Source organism: Burkholderia sp. IT-111MI5, from assembly GCF_949752865.1.
Classification (GTDB): domain Bacteria; phylum Pseudomonadota; class Gammaproteobacteria; order Burkholderiales; family Burkholderiaceae; genus Burkholderia; species Burkholderia pyrrocinia_C.
Window position 1 is genome coordinate 84,343 of the sequence record NZ_CATKIF010000071.1, and the last position, 19,995, is coordinate 104,337.

At 65.3% G+C, this 19,995-nt stretch carries 20 protein-coding genes and 1 pseudogene; 9 read left to right on the forward strand and 12 right to left on the reverse strand.

Going from position 1 to position 19,995, the window contains the following annotated elements; all coding sequences use genetic code 11:
• The first annotated feature begins 2 nt into the window (after window positions 1–2).
• The gene (locus tag ACM6JT_RS31745; protein ID WP_034184588.1) at window positions 3–1,241 is read left to right on the forward strand and encodes an SfnB family sulfur acquisition oxidoreductase; all 1,239 of its coding nucleotides are present in this window, start codon (window positions 3–5) and stop codon (window positions 1,239–1,241) included.
• Window positions 1,242–1,485: 244 nt separating this feature from the next.
• On the opposite strand, the gene deoC is transcribed toward ACM6JT_RS31745, so the two are convergent.
• A complete protein-coding gene (deoC, locus tag ACM6JT_RS31750) occupies window positions 1,486–2,166 on the reverse strand; it encodes a deoxyribose-phosphate aldolase (RefSeq protein WP_034184586.1) in 681 nt (226 codons plus the stop codon).
• Between the two features lie 146 nt (window positions 2,167–2,312).
• On the opposite strand from deoC, the gene deoR reads away from it, so the two are divergent.
• Window positions 2,313–3,083, forward strand: a complete 771-nt coding sequence (deoR, locus tag ACM6JT_RS31755; protein ID WP_034184585.1) for a DNA-binding transcriptional repressor DeoR — start codon at window positions 2,313–2,315, stop codon at window positions 3,081–3,083.
• Window positions 3,084–3,105: 22 nt separating this feature from the next.
• On the opposite strand, the gene ACM6JT_RS31760 is transcribed toward deoR, so the two are convergent.
• Genes ACM6JT_RS31760 through rbsK form a run of 3 tightly spaced genes read right to left on the reverse strand, consistent with a single transcriptional unit; the run spans window position 3,106 to window position 6,502 of the window.
• Window positions 3,106–4,158, reverse strand: coding sequence for an aldose 1-epimerase family protein (locus tag ACM6JT_RS31760; protein WP_414857912.1), 1,053 nt, complete (start codon window positions 4,156–4,158; stop codon window positions 3,106–3,108).
• Window positions 4,159–4,160: 2 nt separating this feature from the next.
• Window positions 4,161–5,534 (reverse strand): L-fucose:H+ symporter permease, encoded by a 1,374-nt coding sequence (gene fucP, locus ACM6JT_RS31765; RefSeq protein ID WP_034184583.1) that lies wholly within the window; start codon window positions 5,532–5,534, stop codon window positions 4,161–4,163.
• Between the two features lie 41 nt (window positions 5,535–5,575).
• Window positions 5,576–6,502: a ribokinase gene (gene rbsK / locus ACM6JT_RS31770; protein WP_414857913.1), complete on the reverse strand. Its 927-nt coding sequence runs from the start codon at window positions 6,500–6,502 to the stop codon at window positions 5,576–5,578.
• 423 nt (window positions 6,503–6,925) lie between these two features.
• On the opposite strand from rbsK, the gene ACM6JT_RS31775 reads away from it, so the two are divergent.
• The 4 genes from ACM6JT_RS31775 to ACM6JT_RS31790 all read left to right on the forward strand — a co-directional run bounded on the left by ACM6JT_RS31775 (window position 6,926) and on the right by ACM6JT_RS31790 (window position 9,867).
• Complete coding sequence (locus ACM6JT_RS31775) at window positions 6,926–7,732, forward strand: transporter substrate-binding domain-containing protein (protein ID WP_034184581.1); 807 nt, start codon at window positions 6,926–6,928, stop codon at window positions 7,730–7,732.
• 65 nt (window positions 7,733–7,797) lie between these two features.
• Complete coding sequence (locus tag ACM6JT_RS31780; protein ID WP_034184580.1) at window positions 7,798–8,484, forward strand: amino acid ABC transporter permease; 687 nt, start codon at window positions 7,798–7,800, stop codon at window positions 8,482–8,484.
• A complete protein-coding gene (locus tag ACM6JT_RS31785; protein WP_034184579.1) occupies window positions 8,481–9,131 on the forward strand; it encodes an amino acid ABC transporter permease in 651 nt (216 codons plus the stop codon). Before ACM6JT_RS31780 ends, ACM6JT_RS31785 begins: the two co-directional genes overlap by 4 nt.
• Window positions 9,118–9,867 carry an amino acid ABC transporter ATP-binding protein gene (locus tag ACM6JT_RS31790; RefSeq protein WP_034184578.1) on the forward strand — a complete coding sequence of 250 codons (750 nt, stop codon included), beginning with the start codon at window positions 9,118–9,120 and terminating at the stop codon, window positions 9,865–9,867. Before ACM6JT_RS31785 ends, ACM6JT_RS31790 begins: the two co-directional genes overlap by 14 nt.
• Window positions 9,868–10,168: 301 nt before the next feature.
• Here the strand turns inward: ACM6JT_RS31790 and ACM6JT_RS31795 are convergent, their stop codons facing one another.
• A complete protein-coding gene (locus ACM6JT_RS31795) occupies window positions 10,169–11,146 on the reverse strand; it encodes an AraC family transcriptional regulator (RefSeq protein WP_131945908.1) in 978 nt (325 codons plus the stop codon).
• A gap of 94 nt (window positions 11,147–11,240) precedes the next feature.
• On the opposite strand from ACM6JT_RS31795, the gene ACM6JT_RS31800 reads away from it, so the two are divergent.
• Window positions 11,241–12,074, forward strand: coding sequence for an oxidoreductase (locus ACM6JT_RS31800; RefSeq protein ID WP_414857914.1), 834 nt, complete (start codon window positions 11,241–11,243; stop codon window positions 12,072–12,074).
• A 160-nt stretch (window positions 12,075–12,234) separates the two neighbouring features.
• On the forward strand, window positions 12,235–13,071 hold the full coding sequence (locus tag ACM6JT_RS31805; RefSeq protein WP_034184566.1) for an alpha/beta fold hydrolase: 837 nt from the start codon (window positions 12,235–12,237) through the stop codon (window positions 13,069–13,071).
• Window positions 13,072–13,371: 300 nt separating this feature from the next.
• Here the strand turns inward: ACM6JT_RS31805 and ACM6JT_RS31810 are convergent, their stop codons facing one another.
• The 3 genes and pseudogenes from ACM6JT_RS31810 to ACM6JT_RS31820 all read right to left on the reverse strand — a co-directional run.
• Window positions 13,372–13,644 carry a hypothetical protein gene (locus ACM6JT_RS31810; RefSeq protein WP_034184565.1) on the reverse strand — a complete coding sequence of 91 codons (273 nt, stop codon included), beginning with the start codon at window positions 13,642–13,644 and terminating at the stop codon, window positions 13,372–13,374.
• A 587-nt stretch (window positions 13,645–14,231) separates the two neighbouring features.
• Window positions 14,232–14,885 carry a YitT family protein gene (locus ACM6JT_RS31815; RefSeq protein WP_081938621.1) on the reverse strand — a complete coding sequence of 218 codons (654 nt, stop codon included), beginning with the start codon at window positions 14,883–14,885 and terminating at the stop codon, window positions 14,232–14,234.
• Between the two features lie 135 nt (window positions 14,886–15,020).
• Window positions 15,021–15,209 (reverse strand): annotated as a pseudogene (locus ACM6JT_RS31820) (aminotransferase class IV); the annotation flags it as partial.
• 194 nt (window positions 15,210–15,403) lie between these two features.
• Between ACM6JT_RS31820 and ACM6JT_RS31825 the strand changes: the two are divergent.
• Window positions 15,404–16,552: a porin gene (locus ACM6JT_RS31825; RefSeq protein WP_131945906.1), complete on the forward strand. Its 1,149-nt coding sequence runs from the start codon at window positions 15,404–15,406 to the stop codon at window positions 16,550–16,552.
• A 91-nt stretch (window positions 16,553–16,643) separates the two neighbouring features.
• Here the strand turns inward: ACM6JT_RS31825 and rfbB are convergent, their stop codons facing one another.
• Genes rfbB through rfbA form a run of 4 tightly spaced genes read right to left on the reverse strand, consistent with a single transcriptional unit; the run spans window position 16,644 to window position 19,991 of the window.
• On the reverse strand, window positions 16,644–17,648 hold the full coding sequence (gene rfbB / locus ACM6JT_RS31830) for a dTDP-glucose 4,6-dehydratase (RefSeq protein WP_034184563.1): 1,005 nt from the start codon (window positions 17,646–17,648) through the stop codon (window positions 16,644–16,646).
• Entirely contained in the window at window positions 17,645–18,529 is an 885-nt protein-coding gene (gene rfbD, locus ACM6JT_RS31835; protein WP_414857915.1) for a dTDP-4-dehydrorhamnose reductase, read from the reverse strand. Before rfbD ends, rfbB begins: the two co-directional genes overlap by 4 nt.
• Window positions 18,526–19,098, reverse strand: a complete 573-nt coding sequence (gene rfbC / locus ACM6JT_RS31840) for a dTDP-4-dehydrorhamnose 3,5-epimerase (RefSeq protein WP_414857916.1) — start codon at window positions 19,096–19,098, stop codon at window positions 18,526–18,528. The genes rfbD and rfbC overlap by 4 nt, the downstream gene beginning before the upstream one ends.
• Window positions 19,095–19,991, reverse strand: a complete 897-nt coding sequence (gene rfbA, locus ACM6JT_RS31845; RefSeq protein WP_034184560.1) for a glucose-1-phosphate thymidylyltransferase RfbA — start codon at window positions 19,989–19,991, stop codon at window positions 19,095–19,097. Before rfbA ends, rfbC begins: the two co-directional genes overlap by 4 nt.
• Window positions 19,992–19,995: the final 4 nt, after the last annotated feature.

Consider the following 19,995-nt stretch of genomic DNA (forward strand, 5'->3'; position numbering starts at 1 on the left):
CGATGTCAGAGACGAGCGCCACGATTCAGGAGCGGTCGGCCGATCAGAAACCGCAAGTGGCCCGCGTGATCGCCGACGATGCGCAGGCGATCGCGGCCGCACATGCGCTGGCGCAGCGGCTTGCGGAAGGCGCCGCCGAACGCGATCGGGAGCGCCGGTTGCCGCGCGACGAGATCGAATGGTTCTCGCAGTCTGGGCTATGGGCGATCACGGTGCCGAAGGCATACGGCGGCGCGGGCGTATCGCATGTGACGCTCACCGAGGTGATCAAGATCGTCGCGGCGGCCGATGCGTCGCTCGGACAGTTGCCGCAGAATCATTTCGGGCTGGTCGACGTGATCGCACTGGTCGGCACCGACGCGCAAAAGCGCTATTTCTTCGCGGAAGTGCTGAGCGGCAAGCGGTTCGGCAACGGCTTCTCGGAGAAGGGCACGAAGCACGTGCTCGATCTGAAGACGCGCGTGCGCCGCGACGGCGACGACTATGTCGTCGACGGCACGAAGTTCTACTCGACGGGTGCGCTGTTCGCGCATTACGTGCCGGTGCTCGGTCTCGACGACGCACAGCACGCGTGGCTTGCGTACGTGCCGCAGCCGACGCCGGGGCTGACCGTGATCGACGACTGGTCGGGGTTCGGGCAGCGCACGACCGCGAGCGGCACGGTGGTGCTCGACGGCGTGCGCGTGCCCGCGTCGCATGTGCTGCCCGCGCAGCGCGTGTCGGATGAGCCGACGCTCAATGGCCCGCTGTCGCAGATCATCCAGGCAGCGATCGATGCGGGCATCGCGAAAGCGGCGATCGACGATACGCTGGCGTTCGTGCGCACCCGCACGCGGCCGTGGGTCGACAGCGGCGTCGAACGGGCGGCAGACGATCCGCTGATCCTCCGCGAGATCGGCCGTCTGCACATCCAGCTTCATGCGGCGGAAGCGCTGCTCGAACGCGCGGCGCGCACGCTCGACGAGATCGGCGCGCGCGGCACGGTGACCGACGACGATGTCGCGCGCGCGTCGGTTGCGGTCGGCGAAGCGAAGGTGCTGACGACCGAGATCGCGCTGCTCGCGGGCGAGAAGCTGTTCGAGCTGGCCGGCACGCAGTCGACGCTCGCGGAGCACAATCTCGACCGGCATTGGCGCAACGCGCGCACGCATACGCTGCACGATCCGGTGCGGTGGAAGTATCACCTCGTCGGCAACTACTACCTGAACGGCGTGCGTCCGGCGCGCCATGCGTGGAATTGAGCCGCTCGCGATCCGGTTGATAGCGGATTGCACGTTCCGCAAGTCGCCGACGATGGCCGTGATGTGCGCATGTCGGTCGCATTTTTGGACCGGAGCTGCGCGCTGGCTCGCCTCCCGAAGCAGGCAAGCCGAATGCGGATCCACGCTGCGCGGCTTGCCGCGGTGACGGACGAACGGCTCGCGGCGGTGAATGGAGTTCGACACCGCCGCTGACAGTCCGGTCCGGGCACCCGCCCTTCGCGCGTCAGTACGCCGAATCGCTGCCGCCCTGATCGGTGACGATCGCCACTCCCGAGCTCGTGCCGAGCCGCGTCGCGCCGGCCTCGAGCATCGCGAGCGCGGCCGCGCGGTCGCGCACGCCGCCCGATGCCTTCACGCCGAGGTCCGGCCCGACCGTGCGGCGCATCAGCGCGACATCCGCGAGCGTCGCGCCGCCGTGACCGAACCCGGTCGACGTCTTCACGAACGCGACGCCGAGATCGCGGCACATCTCGCACACGCGCACCTTCTCGTCGTCGCTCAGCAGCCCCGTCTCGAGGATCACCTTCAGCGGCACCGCGCCGCATGCGTGGTGCACGGCTGCGATGTCGGCCTTCACGTCGTCGGCACGGCCGCTCTTCAGCGCGCCGAGGTTGATCACCATGTCGATCTCGCCGGCGCCCGCCGCGATCGCGGCCGACGCCTCGAATGCCTTCGCGGCCGACAGCCCCGCGCCGAGCGGAAAGCCGACCACCGCGCAGACGAGCACGCCGGTATCGGCCAGCTCGCGTGCGGCGAGCGGCACGTTCGCCGAATTCACGCAGACCGAGTAAAAGCGATGCTCGGCCGCCTGGCGGCAGAGTTCGCGGATCTGCGCGTCGCTCGCGTCGGGCGCGAGCAGCGTGTGATCGATGGTTTGGGCGAGTTGGGCGTTGGAAAGCGGCATGTTTCAGGACTCCACGGATCGTGTGCCGGAAAGGCACACGGAAAGTTGATGTTTTCACATCGGTTTGTTACAAATACGACATTCCGGCCAGGCCCGCGCGCCCGGCACGACGAGCGACGAGTGCGAATGGCAGGCAGGATACAGGCATGGAAACGAAGAAGGGTGAACGGATCAAGACGCTGATGAACGTGCTGCAAGGGCAGAACGCGATTCATCTGAGGGAAGTCGCCGAGCTGTTCGGCGTGTCCGAGATGACGATCCGCCGCGATCTCGCGGACAACCCGCACGGCCTGAGCCTGATCGGCGGCTACGTGACGCGCCATTTCGCCGCGCAGCGCAGCGACATCGGCGAGTACCTGATCAGCGCCGAGAACAACCGGCAGACCGAGGAAAAGCGCCGCATCGGCAAGCTGGCCGCGCAGTTCGTGACGACCGGCGACACGATCTTCGTCGACTGCGGCTCGACCACGCCGTTCATCGTCGACTTCATTCCGGACGACCTCGAATTCACGGCCGTCTGCAATTCGCTGAACGTGTTCGCGAAGCTGCAGCAAAAGCCGCATTGCAGCGTGATCCTGTGCGGCGGCGCGTATCACCGCAAGAACATGGTGTTCGAGTCGGTGGCCGAAACCGGCATCCTCGACACGGTGCGCGTGTCGAAGGCGTTCATCTCCGCGGCCGGCGTGAGCGACCGCTGCGGCGTCACGTGCTTCAACTTCCACGAAGTCGACGCGAAGAAGAAGGTGATGGCGCGCGCGCAGAACCGCTTCCTGATCGTCGACCACACGAAGTTCGACGAAGTGCGCGCGGCCTATTTCGCCGAACTGACCGACTTCAACTACGTGATCTCCGACGGGCAACTGGGCAGCCGCTACGAAACGGCGATCCGCGAGCACGGGATCGCGCTCGTGACCTGACGCAACGCGGCCGCGCATCGCTTCACGCATCACGTGCTTCCGCCGCGCTCAGGTAGCCGGTCACCACGTCGAAGCGGCGCGTCGCGCCCGGCGCGAGTGCCGCGACATGGCCCTTGCGGCGTTCGGCTTCATACCCTTCCGGCTCGCAGGTCGACGGCAGCGCGAACGCGGCGACCTGCTGGTCCGCGTTGTGCAGGATCCAGCGCGTCGCATGCGGGAACTGTTCGGGGCGGTACGCGGTGTGGAATGCGCCGCCGTCCGGATGCGCGAGCAGGAAATGCGCGACGCCGTCTGCATCCGTTTCCGCACCGTTCATGAAAAACACGATCTCGGGGTCGTACAGCGCGGGCGTATCGAGTGTCGTGAGCCGTTCCGGTTCGCGTGCGAGCGTGGCCGTATAGTCGCGCCACGCGGCGGTCGGCTTCACGTGTGCGGGCACGCTTTCGCGCAATCGCAATCCGCCGCGCGGCAGCGATTGCACGAAACGGCCGCCCGGCACGTACGCATAGTTCAGGTGTGCCATGTACATCAGGTCCATCGGTGCGCCGCCGAGATTCGTCACGTCCATCGCGATCGTCATCTGCGCGTCGTGCTCCGCGAGCCGCACCGACGGACGCGCGACGTAGTGGCTGCCGAAGCCCTGCACGTATTCGTATTCGCCGGTCACTTCGACCGTTGCGCCGTGCGCATCCGTGCCGACGATCAAGCTCGCGCGATCCATCGGCGCGCACGGCATCTCGCCGTGCAGCGCATGCGTGTCGTCCGGGCCCGGGCAGCCGTTGCGCAGCAGCCCGCTGTGGAACATGAAGCAGCCGTAGGTATCGATGATCGACGCCGCGCGCTTCGGCTGCCGGAACATGTGCTTCATCGTCAGGTCGCGGCCGTCGAACGCGGCGGCCCAGATCATCTGGCCGAGATACGGCAGCACGACGACGTGGCCGCGGCGGTTCTCGAGCTTCAGCGCCTCGACGCCGGACGGATACGCGAACGCGGTGACGGTGATGCCGTCGGTGCGGTACAGCGTGCGCGGCATGTCGCGGAAGTCGTCGCGCCGCAGTTCGATCTCGCCTCGCATGGTCACGCTCCCGACGTGGTGCGCGTCGCGGCGTAGCGCGCGGCCGTTTTGCCGTCGGCCGCCGCGTCGGGCGTCGCGGCCGGCAGGTGGCGCAGGCAGTAGAAGCCGTAGTAGACGATCACGACGAAGCATGCGAGCGGCACGGCGAACGCGAGCTGCATGTTGCCGCCGGTATGGTCGGAAATCAGCCCCTGGATCAGCGGCACGACCGCGCCGCCGACGATGCTCATCACGAGGATCGAGCCGCCGTATTCGGTGTCCTTGCCGAGGCCGTCGATCGTGAGGCCGTAGATCGTCGGCCAGCACGGGCCGAGGAACACGCTCACGCACACTGCTGCGTAGACGGCCGTGATGTTATGCACGCTGATCGTGTACGCGAGCAGCGCGATGCACAGGATGCCGTAGACGATCAGCACCTTGGCCGGGCCGACGCGCTTCATCACGAGCGTCGCGACCAGCTTGCCGACGAAGAACGCGAAGAACGTCGCGAGCAGGTAGCGCGAGGCGCCGCGCTCGGTCAGGCCGCCGATCTGCATCGCGAGCCGGATCGTGAAGCTCCATACGCCGACCTGCGCGCCGACGTACAGGAACTGCGCGACGATGCCCGCGACGAAGCGCCGGTTGCCGAACAGGCGCGCGAGCGTGCCGCGCGCGTCGATCCGGTGCGTGGCCGCGCTCGGCCCGTTGCCCTTGCAGGCCGGGTAGGGCGTGAGCGCAAACACGATGAACACCGCGACGAGCACGACGATCAGCCATTTGTACGGCTCGAGCGTGGCCTGGATCATCGCGAGCTGGTGCACGTGCGCGTCGGCCGCCGACATCGCCGCGAGCTGCGCATGCGACGCGTCGCCTTCCTTGAAGATCAGGAAGCTGCCCATGTACACGCCGGCCATCGCGCCGAACGGGTAGAACGTCTGCGAGATGTTCAGCCGCCGCGTGCTGGTGTCGCGCGGGCCCATCAGCGTCGAATACGAGTTCGACGCCGTTTCGAGGAACGACAGGCCCGCGGCGATCACGAACAGCGCGACGAGGAACATCCCGTACTTCGCCATCGACGCGGCCGGGAAGAACAGCAGGCAGCCGGTCGTGTAGAGCAGCAGGCCGACGAGGATGGTCGTCTTGTAGCTGAACTTCTTCACGACGGTCGCGGCGGGGATCGCGAGGAAGAAGTAGCCGAGATAGAACGCGGACTGCACGAACGCCGATTCGAAGTCGGACAGGAAGAACGATTTCTTGAACTGCGCGATCAGCACGTCGTTCAGGTTCGCGGCGGTGCCCCACAGCGCGAACAGGCAGCACAGCAGCGTGAATGCGAACAGCGGCGTGCGGGTCAGGTAGTAGCCATCGGGTGTGTGTTCGATCCTGGCTCGGCTCATGGGTGTCTCCTTCCCAATTGTCTCGTCGATGAAGGCGCCGTTCAGAGGCCGGCGTCGCGGAGGAAGCGTTCGAACGTCGCGGCGTCGGCGTACGACTTCTGCGTGCCGAGGCCTGTGACCGAATGCGCGGCGTACGCGGATGCGTGGCGCATCGCGTCGACCACGTCGCGCGATGCGGCGTAGCAGCGCGCGAAGCAGCCGATATACGCGTCGCCGGCGCCCGTCGTATCGCGCGCGTCGACCGGCACGCCCGGCACGTGCCGCACGCCGTCGCGCGACACGAGCAGCGAACCCTTGTCGCCGAGCGTGACGAGCACGTGCTTCAGGCCGCGCGCGACCAGCGCTTCGGCGGCGCGCGCCGCGGTGTCGCGCGAATCGACCGGCATGCCCGACACGATCGCGAGCTCGGTTTCGTTCGGCACGAAGAATTCGACGGAGCGAATCCGCTCGAAATCGAGGTCGGCCACCGCGGGCGCTGGGTTCAGCAGCACGGGGATGCCGTGGCGCGCGCCGAACGCGATCGCGTGATAGACGGTGTCGAGCTCGATCTCGAGCTGCAGCACGATCAGCGCGCATTCGGCGAGCATCGGCGCGGCCGCGTCGATGTCGGCCGGCTTCAGGTGGCGGTTCGCGCCCTTGACGATCAGGATGCTGTTGCTCGAATCGGGTTCGACGAAGATCGGCGCGACGCCGCTCGGCACGCCGGCGACCTTGCGCACGTGCGTGGTGTCGATCCCTTCGCGCTCGAAGTTGCGGATCGTGTTGTCGGCGAACACGTCGTCGCCGACCTTCGTCACCATCACGACGCGCGCGCCGAGACGTGCGGCCGCGACCGCCTGGTTCGCACCCTTGCCGCCGCAGCCGAGCTCGAAGTTCGGTGCTTCGAGCGTTTCGCCCCGGGCGGGCATGCGCGCGACATAGGTCACGAGGTCGACCATGTTGCTGCCGATGACGGCGATTGTCTCCATCTGCGTCTCTTCCTTGGTATGGGGTGCGCCGCATGCGCGGTCCGCGGCGGCTTGCTACGAGTGATAATAAAATAACATTAAATGTGAAAATGCAATCTTCTGATGTTAGTCGTGTCACTATTTGGGATGAGGGCGTACGGTGGTTTTGCTGACGGGAGTCGGCCTGTCCTTCCGCGACCGCCGGCCGATTCGTCTGGTCAGACTGGTCGGATGGTTTGGTGCATGGACGCGCGCCGCGAACGGGCAACCGCGGCGTCCGGCATCGATTCATGCACCGAAATGAGGAATGCATTTCGGCATGCTCGGCGGCTATTGCCGACAATTGAAGGGTGAAGCGGGGGTGGCCCGGTTTTTGCTGAAGTGGGGATGGCCGCGCAACGGTTGCGCGCTGCCCGACGACAGACGAGACAAGGAAGACTCACCGTGAATTCGATCACCCGACCGTTCCCCCGACGCGCATGGCTGGCTGCGCTGATCGCCGCGCCCGTGATGGCGCTGTTTGCCGCCGCGCCCGCGCGCGCCGACGCGCTCGACACCATTGCGAAAAGCGGCGCGCTGCGCGTCGCGGTGCCGGAGGACTATCCGCCGTTCGGCTCGGTGGGTACGGACATGCAGCCGCAGGGCTATGACATCGACATGGCCGAACTGCTTGCGAAATCGCTCGGCGTGAAGCTGAAGCTGGTGCCCGTGAACAGCGCGAACCGGATTCCGTATCTGACGACCAACAAGGTCGACATGGTGATCTCGTCGCTCGGCAAGACGCCGGAGCGCGAGAAGGTCGTCGACTTCTCGACCGCGTACGCACCGTATTTCCAGGGCGTGTTCGGGCCGGCCGACGTGAAGGTGAGCACGCCCGCCGACCTGAATGGCAAGACGGTCGGCGCCACGCGCGGCGCACTCGAGGAGATCGCACTGTCGCAGCTCGCACCGAACGCGACGATCAAGCGCTTCGAGGACAACAACGCGACGATCCAGGCGTTCCTGTCCGGGCAGGTGCAGTTGATCGCGGCCGGCAACATCGTCGCAGCGGCGATTCTCGCGAAGAATCCGCCGCGCCGGCCCGAGGTCAAGTTCGTGATCAAGAATTCGCCGTGCTTCGTCGGCGTGAACAAGAACGAAGCACGCCTGCTCGCGAAGATCGACGACGCGATCGCGCATGCGAAGCAGGACGGCACGCTGAGCGCGATGTCGAAGAAGTGGCTCGGCCAGCCGTTGCCTGCCGGCCTGTGAGCGAGCGCCGCCGTGCCTGCGATGGCGCGGCGATCGTCGTCTGAACCCGATTCTTCCCATCTGTCATGAGCTATCAGCTTCGATTCGGCGAGCTCGCCGAATACGCCGGCATGTTCGCGAGCGGCGCGGCGACGACGTTCGCGCTGACCGCCGTCGCGACCGTGCTCGGTGTTTCGATCGGCGTGCTCGGCGCGGCCGCGTACAGCGCCGATGCGCGCGCGGCCGTGCGGCTGCGCCCGTTGGTCGGCGCGTACGTCGAGGCGATTCGCAATACGCCTTTCGTCGTGCAGCTATTCTTCATCTTCTTCGGATTGCCCGCGCTCGGCGTGCACATCGACGAATACACGGCCGCGATTCTCGCAATGACGCTGAATCTCGGCGCGTACTCGGTCGAGATCGTGCGCGCGGGCGTCGCCGCCGTGCCGAAGGGGCATCTCGAGGCGGCCGCCGCGCTCGCGATGTCGCGCGCGCAGATGCTGCGCCACGTCGTGTTGCCGCAGGCGCTCGCGAAGGTGTTTCCGGCGCTCGCGAGCCAGATCGTCATCACGATGCTCGGCTCGGCCGTCGTGTCGCAGATTTCGGTGGCCGATCTCACCTATGCGGCGAGCTATATCCAGTCGCGCAATTTCCGCTCGTTCGAAACGTATTTCGTGATCGCGCTCGCGTATCTGGCGATGGCGCTGCTGTTGCGCGCCGCGCTTGGCTCGATGGGGCGCCGCCTGTTCTCCCGCCGTGTGCGAGGTGCGCGATGATCGATTTCACGTTCGGGCAGATTCTGGCAAACCTGCTGCTCGCCGCACGCTGGACGGTCGTGCTGTCGATCGTGTCGTTTCTGTCCGGTGGTCTCGTCGGCCTCGGGTTGCTCGTGATGCGCGTATCGAACTCGCGCGTGCTGCGCAGTTGCGCGAAGCTGTATATCGAGGTGTTCCAGGGCACCCCGTTGCTGATGCAGCTGTTCGTCGTGTTCTTCGGCCTGCCGCTCATCGGTCTCGATGTGTCGCCGTGGATTGCGGCCACGGCCGGCCTCACGTTCTTCACGAGTGCGTATCTCGCGGAAATCTGGCGCGGCTGCGTCGAGGCGGTGCCGAAAGGGCAGTGGGAGGCATCGGCAAGCCTCGCGATGAGCTACGTCGAGCAGTTGCGTCACGTGATCCTGCCGCAGGCCGCGCGCATCGCGATCGCGCCGACGGTCGGGTTCGGCGTGCAGGCCGTGAAGGACACGGCGCTGGTGTCGATCATCGGCTTCACCGAGCTGACCAAGGTCGGCGTCGCGATCTCGAACGCGACGTTCCGCCCGTTCGTCGTGTACGGGCTCGTCGCACTCATCTATTTCGCACTCTGTTATCCGCTTACCCGTTACGCGCGCACGTTGCAAAGGAGATGGAATGCCGCTCGTTGAAACCCGTGGTCTCGAAAAGAATTTCGGTACCCATCATGTGCTCAAGGGCATCGATTTCTCCGTCGAACGCGGGCAAGTCGTGTCGATCATCGGCCGCAGCGGCTCGGGCAAGAGTACGCTGCTGCGCACGCTCAACGGGCTCGAGAGCATCGACGCGGGCACGATCGCGATCGACGGCGAACGCGTCGACGCGCGACACGCGGACTTGCGTGCACTGCGGCTCAAGGTCGGGATGGTATTCCAGCAATACAACCTGTTTCCGCATCTGAGCGCCGGGCAAAACGTGATGCTCGCGCAGTCGGTCGTGAAGAAGTCGCATCGCCAGCAAGCGCGCGCGATCGCGGAGCTGATGCTCGAGCGGGTCGGCCTCGGCGACAAATTCGACGCGTTTCCGGAACAGCTGTCGGGCGGTCAGCAGCAGCGCGTCGCGATTGCGCGCGCGCTCGCGATGAAGCCGAGCGTGCTGCTGTGCGACGAAATCACGTCGGCGCTCGATCCGGAACTGGTCGGCGAGGTGCTGGGTGTCGTCGAGCAGCTCGCGCGCGACGACATGACGTTGATCATGGTCACGCACGAGATGAACTTCGCGCGCGCGGTGAGCGACAAGGTGGTGTTCATGCATCAGGGCAGGGTCTGGGAGAGCGGGACGCCGGAGGAGATCTTCGCGCGACCGGGGACGGTGGAGTTGAAGCGGTTCCTTGGAGGGCTTCAGAAGACGGAAGAGTTCGCGAGCTGACGGCGGTCCGCTCCGATCCGCGGATGTTCGTGATGGCGCTTGATCTGCTCAGGACCGCGGTGGCGTGTTGCTCGCGTCGCACGTGAGTTCGCTCGGCGCGGCCGTCACGCCGAGCGCGATCGAGCGCCTGTTCGCGTTCATGGCGCCGCAGGCGTGGTGGTCGCTGCTGCGGGCGATCGTGCCGATCGATCGCGTTCGTGCTGGCTGGCGCGTCGGCGCTCGCCGGTGCGGTGCCGCGCGCAGCGGGGCCACACGTCGCGACCAGGTTCATGCACCGGACCGCCATCCGGCCACGCGCACCTCAATGCGACGACACAAACACCGCATCCTCGAACGCCTCCGGAATCGCGAAGCTGTCGCGCATGCGCTGCGTTTCCTTCGCCGGCGTCAGGCCGAACAGGCGCTTGAATTCCCGGCTGAACTGCGACGGGCTCGTATAACCGACCGCGTAGCCGGCCGCCTCGGCCGTCAGGTCCTGGCGCACCATCAGCAGCCGCGCCTGATGCAGGCGTGTCGACTTCAGGTACTGCATCGGCGACACCTGCGTGATCGCCTTGAAGTGGCTGTGAAAGCTCGGCACGCTCATGCCGGCCTCGTCGGCCAGTTGCGACACGTCGAGGGGCCGCGCGTAATCGGCATGGATCACGCGCAGCGACCGGCCGATCCGGCCGAACTGTCCGCGCATCGCGAGTGCGCTGCGCATCGCGCTTCCCTGTGCGCCGGTCAGTACGCGGAAATACAGCTCGCGAAGCAGCGCCGGGCCTAGCACCGCGGCTTCGAGCGGCTGCTGCATCGCCTCGACGAAGCGCAGCACCGACGCGTGCATCGCTGCATCCATCGGCGTCGACATCATGCTCCTGGGCGCCTGCACGTGTTCCGCCACGCCTTCGCGGTCGATCTGCGCCGCGAGTTCGGCGGCCATCGTGAAATCGAGGTGCAGGTACAGTGCGAGAAGCGGGCGCTCGGGCGTCGCGTCGGTTTCCATGCTGAACGGGACGGGTACGGACACGGCGAGGTAGTGATGCTCGTCGTACAGATAGCGTTCGCCGCCGAAGTAGCCGCGCTTGCGGCCCTGGCACACGATCACGATGCCCGGGTCGTACAGCACCGGCGTGCGCGACAGCGCGCGGTTCGAGCGCAGGATGCGCACGCTCGGCAGCGCCGTCAGGTTGTAGCCTTCGTCGGGCGCCAGCGTGCGCAGCAGCGCGACCAGGCGTTTGCGGTTTCGCGGTGATGACGACAGTGACGAATGTCGGGTGGAAGAGGACTCGGCGCTCATAGTTTTGTGCAAGAAAATCAGCGGAATCGGGCTTATTCGACGTTGATCGTCAGACTAGTATGCATGCTTCAATCGACATTCGGGAGAAGCGAACATGGCATCCGGCAACCTCATGCTCATCACCGGCGTCAGCAGCGGCTTCGGCCGCGCGCTTGCACGGGAGGCGCTCGCGGCCGGCTACACGGTGGTCGGCACCGTGAGAAGCGCGCAGGCGGCGCGGGAATTCGAAGCGCTGGCCGCGCAGGCGGCTTTCGCGCGCGTGCTCGACGTGACCGATTTCGACCGCATCGACGGCATCGTCGCGGAAATCGAAGCGAATGTCGGGCCCGTCGACGTGCTGGTGAACAACGCCGGCTACGGGCACGAAGGCATCATGGAAGAAGCGCCGCTCGCCGAGATGCGCCGGCAGTTCGACGTGAACGTATTCGGCGCGGTCGCGATGATGAAGGCCGTCGTGCCGTTCATGCGCGCGCGCCGGCGCGGCCGCATCCTGAACATCACGTCGATGGGCGGCCACATCACGATGCCGGGAATCGCGTATTACTGCGGCAGCAAATTCGCGCTGGAAGGCATTTCCGAAACCGTCGGCAAGGAGCTCGAGCCTTTCGGCATTGCGGTGACGGCCGTGGCGCCCGGTTCGTTCCGCACCGACTGGGCCGGCCGCTCGATGGCGCGCACGCCGCGCTCGATCGCCGACTACGACGCGATCTTCGATCCGATCCGCAACGCGCGCGAGGAGAAGAGCGGCAAGCAGCCGGGCGATCCCGCGAAGGCCGCGCGGGCGATGCTCGCAGTCATCGCGGCGGAACATCCGCCCGCGCACCTGCTGCTCGGCAGCGATGCGCTGCGGCTGGTGCGGAACAAATTGTCGGCGCTGGAAGCGGAAATCCATGCGTGGGAGGCCGTGACGGTGTCGACGGACGGTTGACGATCGGCGCACCGGCATCGCTCGCATCGCGGGCGTTTATTTACCGCCAGTAGATGATCGGCAGTCGCGTCGCACCGTGGCGTCACGGTTTCACAATAAAGGCAGATAATGGCTGCCGGCCGTTACGCCGAGTTCGTCCACCTCACAGGAGTCAATCGCGATGCCATACGTCACTACGAAGGATAACGTCGAGATCTTCTACAAGGACTGGGGCCCGAAGGATGCACAGCCCATCGTCTTCCATCATGGCTGGCCGCTGTCTTCCGACGACTGGGATGCGCAGTTGCTCTTCTTCGTTCAGAAGGGCTATCGCGTGATTGCGCACGACCGGCGCGGCCACGGCCGCTCGGCGCAGGTGTCGGACGGTCATGACATGGATCACTACGCAGCGGACGCGTTCGCGGTCGCCGAGGCGCTCGACCTGCGCAATGCAGTGCATATCGGTCATTCGACCGGCGGCGGCGAAGTGGCCCGCTACGTCGCGAAGCACGGCCAGCCGGCCGGTCGCGTCGCGAAGGCGGTGCTGGTCAGCGCGGTGCCGCCGCTGATGCTGAAAACCGAATCGAACCCCGAAGGCTTGCCGATCGACGTGTTCGACGGCTTCCGGAAGGCGCTCGCCGACAATCGCGCGCAGTTCTTCCTCGACGTGCCGAGCGGCCCGTTCTACGGTTTCAACCGGGCCGGCGCGACGGTGCATCAGGGTGTGATCCGGAACTGGTGGCGGCAGGGGATGGCGGGCAGCGCGAAGGCGCACTACGAAGGCATCAAGGCGTTCTCGGAAACGGATCAGACCGAGGACCTGAAGTCGATCACCGTCCCGACGCTCGTGCTGCATGGCGAAGACGACCAGATCGTGCCGATCGCGGATGCCGCGCTGAAGTCGATCAAGCTGCTGCAGAACGGCACGCTCAAAACCTATCCGGGTTATTCGCACGGCATGCTGACGGTCAATGCGGACGTGCTCAACGCCGACCTGCTGGCGTTCGTGCAGGCGTAACGGTATCGGCGGGCGATCCGGCAGCGCCGTTTGAAACGGCTGCCGGATCGCCTGCCGCATCCAATATGCGTTGCATTGCGATAGTCCCTGCCGAGTCCGTTCTCCGATTCCAGTTCCTCGAGCCGACGGGCATCGGCCACATCTTGCCGCCGAACTTATCAATCGAAAGAAGTGCCGCGTTGCGGGCGTGAGTGTCATGCCTCATCGTTTTTGGAACTGCAATAAACAACGGGGCTGGATTGAAAAATGGAAATCCAGCCCCTGGCGCCGAATGTCGGTAATTTCCGGGTTATTTAAAGTTTATCGAATGGCAAAGCGGGTGGCCGGGGAACCATTCGCGCAATTATTGCCGTAGATAAACATATTTCTGTTTTCGGAGTATGCCGAATAAATCAACGGATAAACTTCCTTGGCGTTGAATGAATAGGCGCCGTCGCCAATGGTCACCAGCAGATTGCCGGTGGCGTCGGTTTCGATCTTGTCGATCTTGCCGGCCTTGCAAAGTGCCTGTGCGGAAGCGTACGAGGAGGCGAACATCAGGGCCGAGAAAAGCACGGTCGCAATCTTTTTCATGTTTTTTCCTAGGGTAATAATGAGTGGAGTAACGCGGTTTGGTGTCACATGGCCATGCCCGGAACTACATGCCTGATTTTCCAGATCGCCGATTCTCGTGTGTCGAGAAGTCTGCGCTGGCCTGGTCAGGCAAAAAACTCGTGAGGATTAACATCTAAAATAATATTCATGCACCTCCGTTATCTCGTCGATTTGGAATTGCGATGTTGCGGCGCGGAACACAGGCTATTGATTGGATTCGATGGATTCCAATCGAATTAATTTATCGACTTCTTGGTTCGATAATTTTTAGAATTAACTCTGTTTTCGTAAATTTTCGATGAGGCTGTTTTTGTTTATTGATTGCTGTGGGAATTTGAATAATCGGCGATGAATATTGATTCGCTGAAAAGATCGACGGTATCGACATCCATCCGCACGCTCGCGATCTGCGCCGCGAAGGCGGGCCGCGTGTCGCGAAACGCGGCGAGCGCATCAACTGCACCGGGGACTTGCGTTTGATATGTCCGTTGGCTTTCCGTTGCTTCCGTCGGCGTGAGGCTGCCGATACCGGCTGGACGAGATGTGCCGGTATATCGACCGGGCGCTCAGGGCGCGGTACCGGTATAACGGCCCGGGCGATGCCATGCGACGACCATCGCGCTCATGGCGACGGCGCTGATCGCAGACCAGCCGACGCGATCGGCCTGAATGACCAGCGTGGACGTCAGCAGGATCATCGCGTCGATACACACTTGCGTAATGCCGGCGTTAATGCCTCGCACGCGCTGCAGCCACAACGTGACGACACCGGTGCCGCCGACGCCCGCGCCGTGCCGCGCGAGCGCAAGAACGCCCATGCCGCACAGCGTGCCGCCCACCAATGCCGCGAACAGCGGGTTCACGAAGGCAATTTTCAGGGTCCGGGGCATCGCCGCGAGGGCGAACGTGATGCCGCAGCTCGCGATCGTCGATTTGATCGCGAAACGTGGCCCCATCACGAAGTGCGCGAAGATGAAGAACGGCAGGTTGACCAGCGTGAAGATCGTCCCCACCGATAACGGACAGAGGTACGAAACGAGCAGCGCAATGCCGGCGATCCCGCCGGTGACGAGTCCGGCCGCCTTGAGCAGGACGAGCCCGATAACCACGAAGGCCATGCCGACTATCATCCCGTAGATGTCTTCGAGCACGGAGTGCGGCGTTGCGCTTGTGTCGCGTGTCGGGATGGCGCCGGATACGGCGCCTGATTCGTGCTTCATGATGTCTGCAGCCACATCGGGACGGCGGATCGAATCCTCCCAGGTCGATCGCGCCGCGGGTTCCTGATACGTGCCGATGTCTCCTGGCGGCGCGCGTCAGGCAGCTTACCCAGGCAAAATTATTTGGGCAAATAGCTCGAATGCGTACGGCGACTCGTCGACGGCGATACCTTCACGCGTCGCCGGTCCGATGATCGATGCGCGCGCGATGCCCGGCAGGATCGGGCCCGACAGCGGCGGCGTGCGCAGCGAGCCGTCGTCCGAAACGAAGAACCCGTTCATGCCGCCTGGTTCCTCGATCCACTTGTGTCGCGCGGCGTCGAGACACTGCTATCCGTTTTCCGTCCCTCCAAACAGCCCCCGTTTCGAAGAGCACCTTTCCACCGCAGGTGACTAACAGCGGAAAAACGGCTCATTACACTGCGCCCGTCGCATCGCCGAGAGATCTCGACGCGGCACGCATACGCAGCGCACAAGCGTTGCGACCGGCAAACGAAAGACTTTGGGGGGAAATCGTCATGAACAAGCGTTGGGGGATCATCGCGCCCGCCGCCTTGCTTGCTGCCGCCGCGCATGCACAAAGCAGCGTGACGCTGTATGGCAAGATCGAGGACGGCATCAACTACACGAGCAACGCACGCGGCCACGGAACCGTGCAACTGCAGAGCGGCTACGATTACGGCAGTCGCTGGGGTATCAAGGGCACCGAGGACCTCGGCGGAGGCTACCAGGCGATTTTCACCCTCGAGAGCGGCTTCGACGTCAACAACGGAAAAATGAGCCAGGGTGGCCGGGAATTCGGCCGTCAGGCCTTCGTCGGTATCGCATCGGATCGCTACGGCACCGTGACGTTCGGCCGTCAGTACGATCCGAGCGTCGACGTTTTCTCGCCGCTCACCGCAAACGGCAACTGGACGGGCTATCTGTTCTCGCATCCGTATGACAACGACAACACGGACTACTCGTTCCGCGTGAACAACGCGGTCAAGTACGTGTCGCCCGTGTGGCACGGGATTACCGCGGAGGCGATGTATGGATTCAGCAACCAGGCGGGCGGCTTCGCGAACAACCGTCTGTATGGCGCCGCGCTGCAATATCAGCAGGGCGGGCTAACGGTCGGCGCGTCATATTTGAAGATCAACAACGCCCGCAATGCCGATTCGACCGGCGCGATTACCGGCGACAACACGTTCGACGCGTCGTCACAGCAGAACATCGGTATCGGCGTGAATTACGCGTTCTCGAATGCCCTCGTCGGGTTCACGTATTCGCACGTCGACGTCTACGATCCGACGTCGAACGCGTATTTCACCGGTACGACGCAACCGGCGGGCGGTGCGTGGAAATCGTGGAAATTCGACAACTTCGAGGTGAACGGGCTCTATCACTTCACGCCCGCGTTCTACATCGGTGCGGCATACACGTACACGCAGGCTCGTGTCGCTTCGACGGTCGGCGCGTTCAATCCGAAGTGGCATCAACTGAGCACGAAGTTCAATTACGACATGTCGAAGCGGACGTCGGTGTTCGTGGAAGGCGTCTACCAGCACGCGATGAACGCGCACACCGGAACCGACTTCGACTACGCGTACGTTCCGGGCGCCGCCGATATCTCGTCGGGCCCGAACCAGTACGTCGTGCGGGTCGCGTTGCTGCATCACTTCTGAGACCGACGCCGTTCGCGGCTGCCGCACACCGTGCGACGGCCCCGATCCGCATGACGGACGCGATGGGCAATGTCGAGTGACGTCAGGATGCCTACAGATACCAGTCGAGCGTCTTCAGGATGCCCGTCTCGAAGGTTTCCGTCGGCTTCCATCGAAGTTCGCGCTCGAGCTTGCCTGCGTCGATCGCATAGCGGCGATCGTGACCGGGGCGGTCGGCGACGAAGTGCTTGAGGCGCGCGTGCGGCGCGCCCTGCGGCCGGCGCACGTCCAGCAGCGAGCAGATCAGGTCGACGATGTCGGCGTTGCGCCACTCGTTGCATCCTCCGACGTTGTACGTCTCGCCGACCGTGCCGCGCCGGATCACGGCATCGATCGCCCGGCAGTGATCGTCGACGTATAACCAGTCGCGGACGTTCGCGCCATCGCCGTACAGCGGAATGGGTACGTCGTCGACGCAGCTGCGGATCACCGTCGGGATGAACTTCTCGGCGTGCTGGCGCGGGCCGTAGTTGTTCGAGCAGTTGGTCGTCGTGACCGGCAGCCCGTACGTGTGGAAGTACGCGCGCACGAGATGGTCGGAGCCGGCTTTGCTGGCGGAATACGGCGAATTCGGCGCGTACGGCGTGGTTTCGGAGAACGGTGGATCGTCCGGCGCGAGCGATCCGTACACCTCGTCGGTGCCGATGTGATGGAAGCGGCGCTGCGCGTGCGCGTCGGCGTCCCGCCCCGTCATCCAGACCGTGCGCGCCGCGTCGAGGAGGGTCCAGGTGCCGACGACGTTCGCGCGGACGAATTCGCCCGGGCCGGTGATCGAGCGGTCGACGTGGCTCTCGGCGGCAAAGTGGACGATCGTGTCGATCGCGTGGTCGCGCAGCAGGCTCTCGACGAGCGGCCGGTCGCAGATGTCGCCGAGCACGAAGCGGTGGCGGCCGGTGTCTTCCGAGCCGGCGAGATGATCGAGGCTGCCGGCGTAGGTGAGCAGGTCGAGATTGATGATCCGGACCTGCGGATCCGTCGCGAGCAGGTAGTGGACAAAGTTGGCGCCGATAAACCCGGCGCCGCCGGTGACGAGGACATGTTTCGGTCGATGGCTCATGAGGGTCGTTTCCAGGTATCGAGCACGTCGGCGAGCGCCGGGATCCAGCAGGGCGCCTCGATGCCGAAATGCTCGCGAATGCGGGTGCAGTCGAGTGCGGAGTTCACCGGGCGCGGCGCCGGCAGCGGATAGGCGGCGGTGCGGATCGGGCGCACGAGCGGGATGCGATCGATGAGGCCGGCGCGCCGTGCCTGCCCGAAGATCGTCTCGGCGAACCCGTGCCAGGTCGTGACGGGCGTGCCGCACAGGTGGTAGGTGCCCCAGCGCGTCGTGGCGCCCGTGCGGTGGCGATCCGCGATCGCAAGCAGCGCGTCGGCGACCGCGCCGGCGTGCGTCGGGCCACCATACTGGTCGGCGACGACCGCGAGTTCGTCGCGCTCGCGGCCGGCTCGCAGCATCGTGCGCACGAAATTGCCGCCGTGCGCGCCGAACACCCACGCGATCCGGAGGATCAGGTGCGCATCCGGCAGCCGCTGGCGGACCGCCTCCTCGCCTGCCCATTTGGTGTGCCCGTAGACACCGAGCGGCGCGACGCCCGCCGCTTCGTCGTACGCGCCTTGCGCGCGGCCGTCGAACACATAGTCGGTCGACAGGTGCAGCAACGGGATGCCGGCCGCGGCGCACGCATCGGCGAGCGTCGCCGGGCCGGCGCAATTGGCGCGCCATGCGGCGTCGGGTTCGGTTTCCGCGCGATCGACGGCCGTCCACGCGGCCGCATTGATCACGAGCGTCGCGCGGTGCGTGGCGAGCGCATCGCGGACAGCCTGCGGATCGGCGATGTCGAGCTGCGCGCGGGACAGCCCGATCGCCGGGCGCGTACCCGCGCGCAGCAGGAGTTCACGACCGACCTGGCCGAGCGCGCCGGTCACGACGATCGTCATCGCAGGGCTCCTTGAAGGTCGGGCGACGCCGGTGCACGGTCGCGCAGGCGCGGCTGTCGGCGATCCTTGTCGGACAGCTCGAACGGCACGTCGAGCGCAGGCCATTCGATGCCGATGTCGGGGTCGTCCCACAGCACGCCCGCGTCCGACGACGGATCGTAGTACGCGGTGCACTTGTACGCGAAGTCGGCCTCGTCGGACAGCACGCAGAAGCCGTGCGCGAAGCCCGGCGGAATCCACAGCTGGCGATGCGACACGTCGTCGAGCACGGTGCCGAACCAGCGCCCGAGATGCGGCGAACCGGGCCGGATGTCGACCGCGACGTCGTACACGGCGCCGCGCGACACACGCACGAGCTTGCCCTGCGGATGCCGGAACTGGTAGTGCAGGCCGCGCAGCACGCCGCGCCGGGAGCGCGAGTGGTTGTCCTGCACGAAGCCCGCGTCGACGCCCGCGTCGCGCAGCCAGGACTCGCGATAGCTTTCGACGAAGAAGCCGCGCGCGTCGCCGAAGCTCGCCGGTTCGATCAGCAGCACACCCGGCAGCGTCGTCTCGATGACGGACGTCATGCGGCGACCTCCTTGTTCAGCACGTCGAGCAGGTAACGGCCATACCCGCTTTTCGACAGCGCATGCGCGAGCGCTTCGAGCCGTTGCGAGTCGATCCAGCCGAGCCGGTACGCGATCTCCTCGGGGCACGCGATCTGCAGTCCCTGACGTGCCTGCATCACCTGGATGAAATTCGCCGCATCGAGCAGCGACTCGTGCGTGCCGGTGTCGAGCCACGCGTAGCCGCGGCCGAGGATCTCGACGTTCAGCTTGCCGTTCGCCAGATAGGCGCGGTTCAGGTCCGTGATCTCCAGCTCGCCGCGCGCGGACGGGCGCACCTCCTTCGCGAGCGAGACGACGTCGTTGTCGTAGAAGTAGAGACCCGTCACCGCGTAGTGCGATTTCGGGTCGCGAGGCTTCTCTTCGAGATCGATCGCCCGCCCGTGCTCGTCGAACGAGACGACGCCGTAGCGCTCCGGGTCGCGCACGTAGTAGCCGAACACCGTTGCGCCCGTCGTGCGCGCGGCGACGCGCTGCAGCAGCGACGACAGCGCCGGACCGTGATAGATGTTGTCGCCGAGCACGAGCGTCGCCGCGTCGTGTCCGATGAACGACGCGCCGATCACGAACGCCTGCGCGAGCCCGTCCGGGCTCGGCTGCACCGCGTACGAGAAATTCATGCCCCACTGTTCGCCGTCGCCGAGCAGTTGCCGGAACGCATCGAGATCGCGCGGCGTCGAGATGATCAGGACGTCGCGGATGCCGGCCAGCATGATCGTGCTGAGCGGGTAGTAGATCATCGGCTTGTCGTACACCGGCATCAGCTGCTTCGATACCGAATGCGTGAGCGGATGGAGCCGGGTGCCGGATCCGCCCGCCAGAATCAGTCCCTTACGGCCAGTCGCTGTGTGCATGATG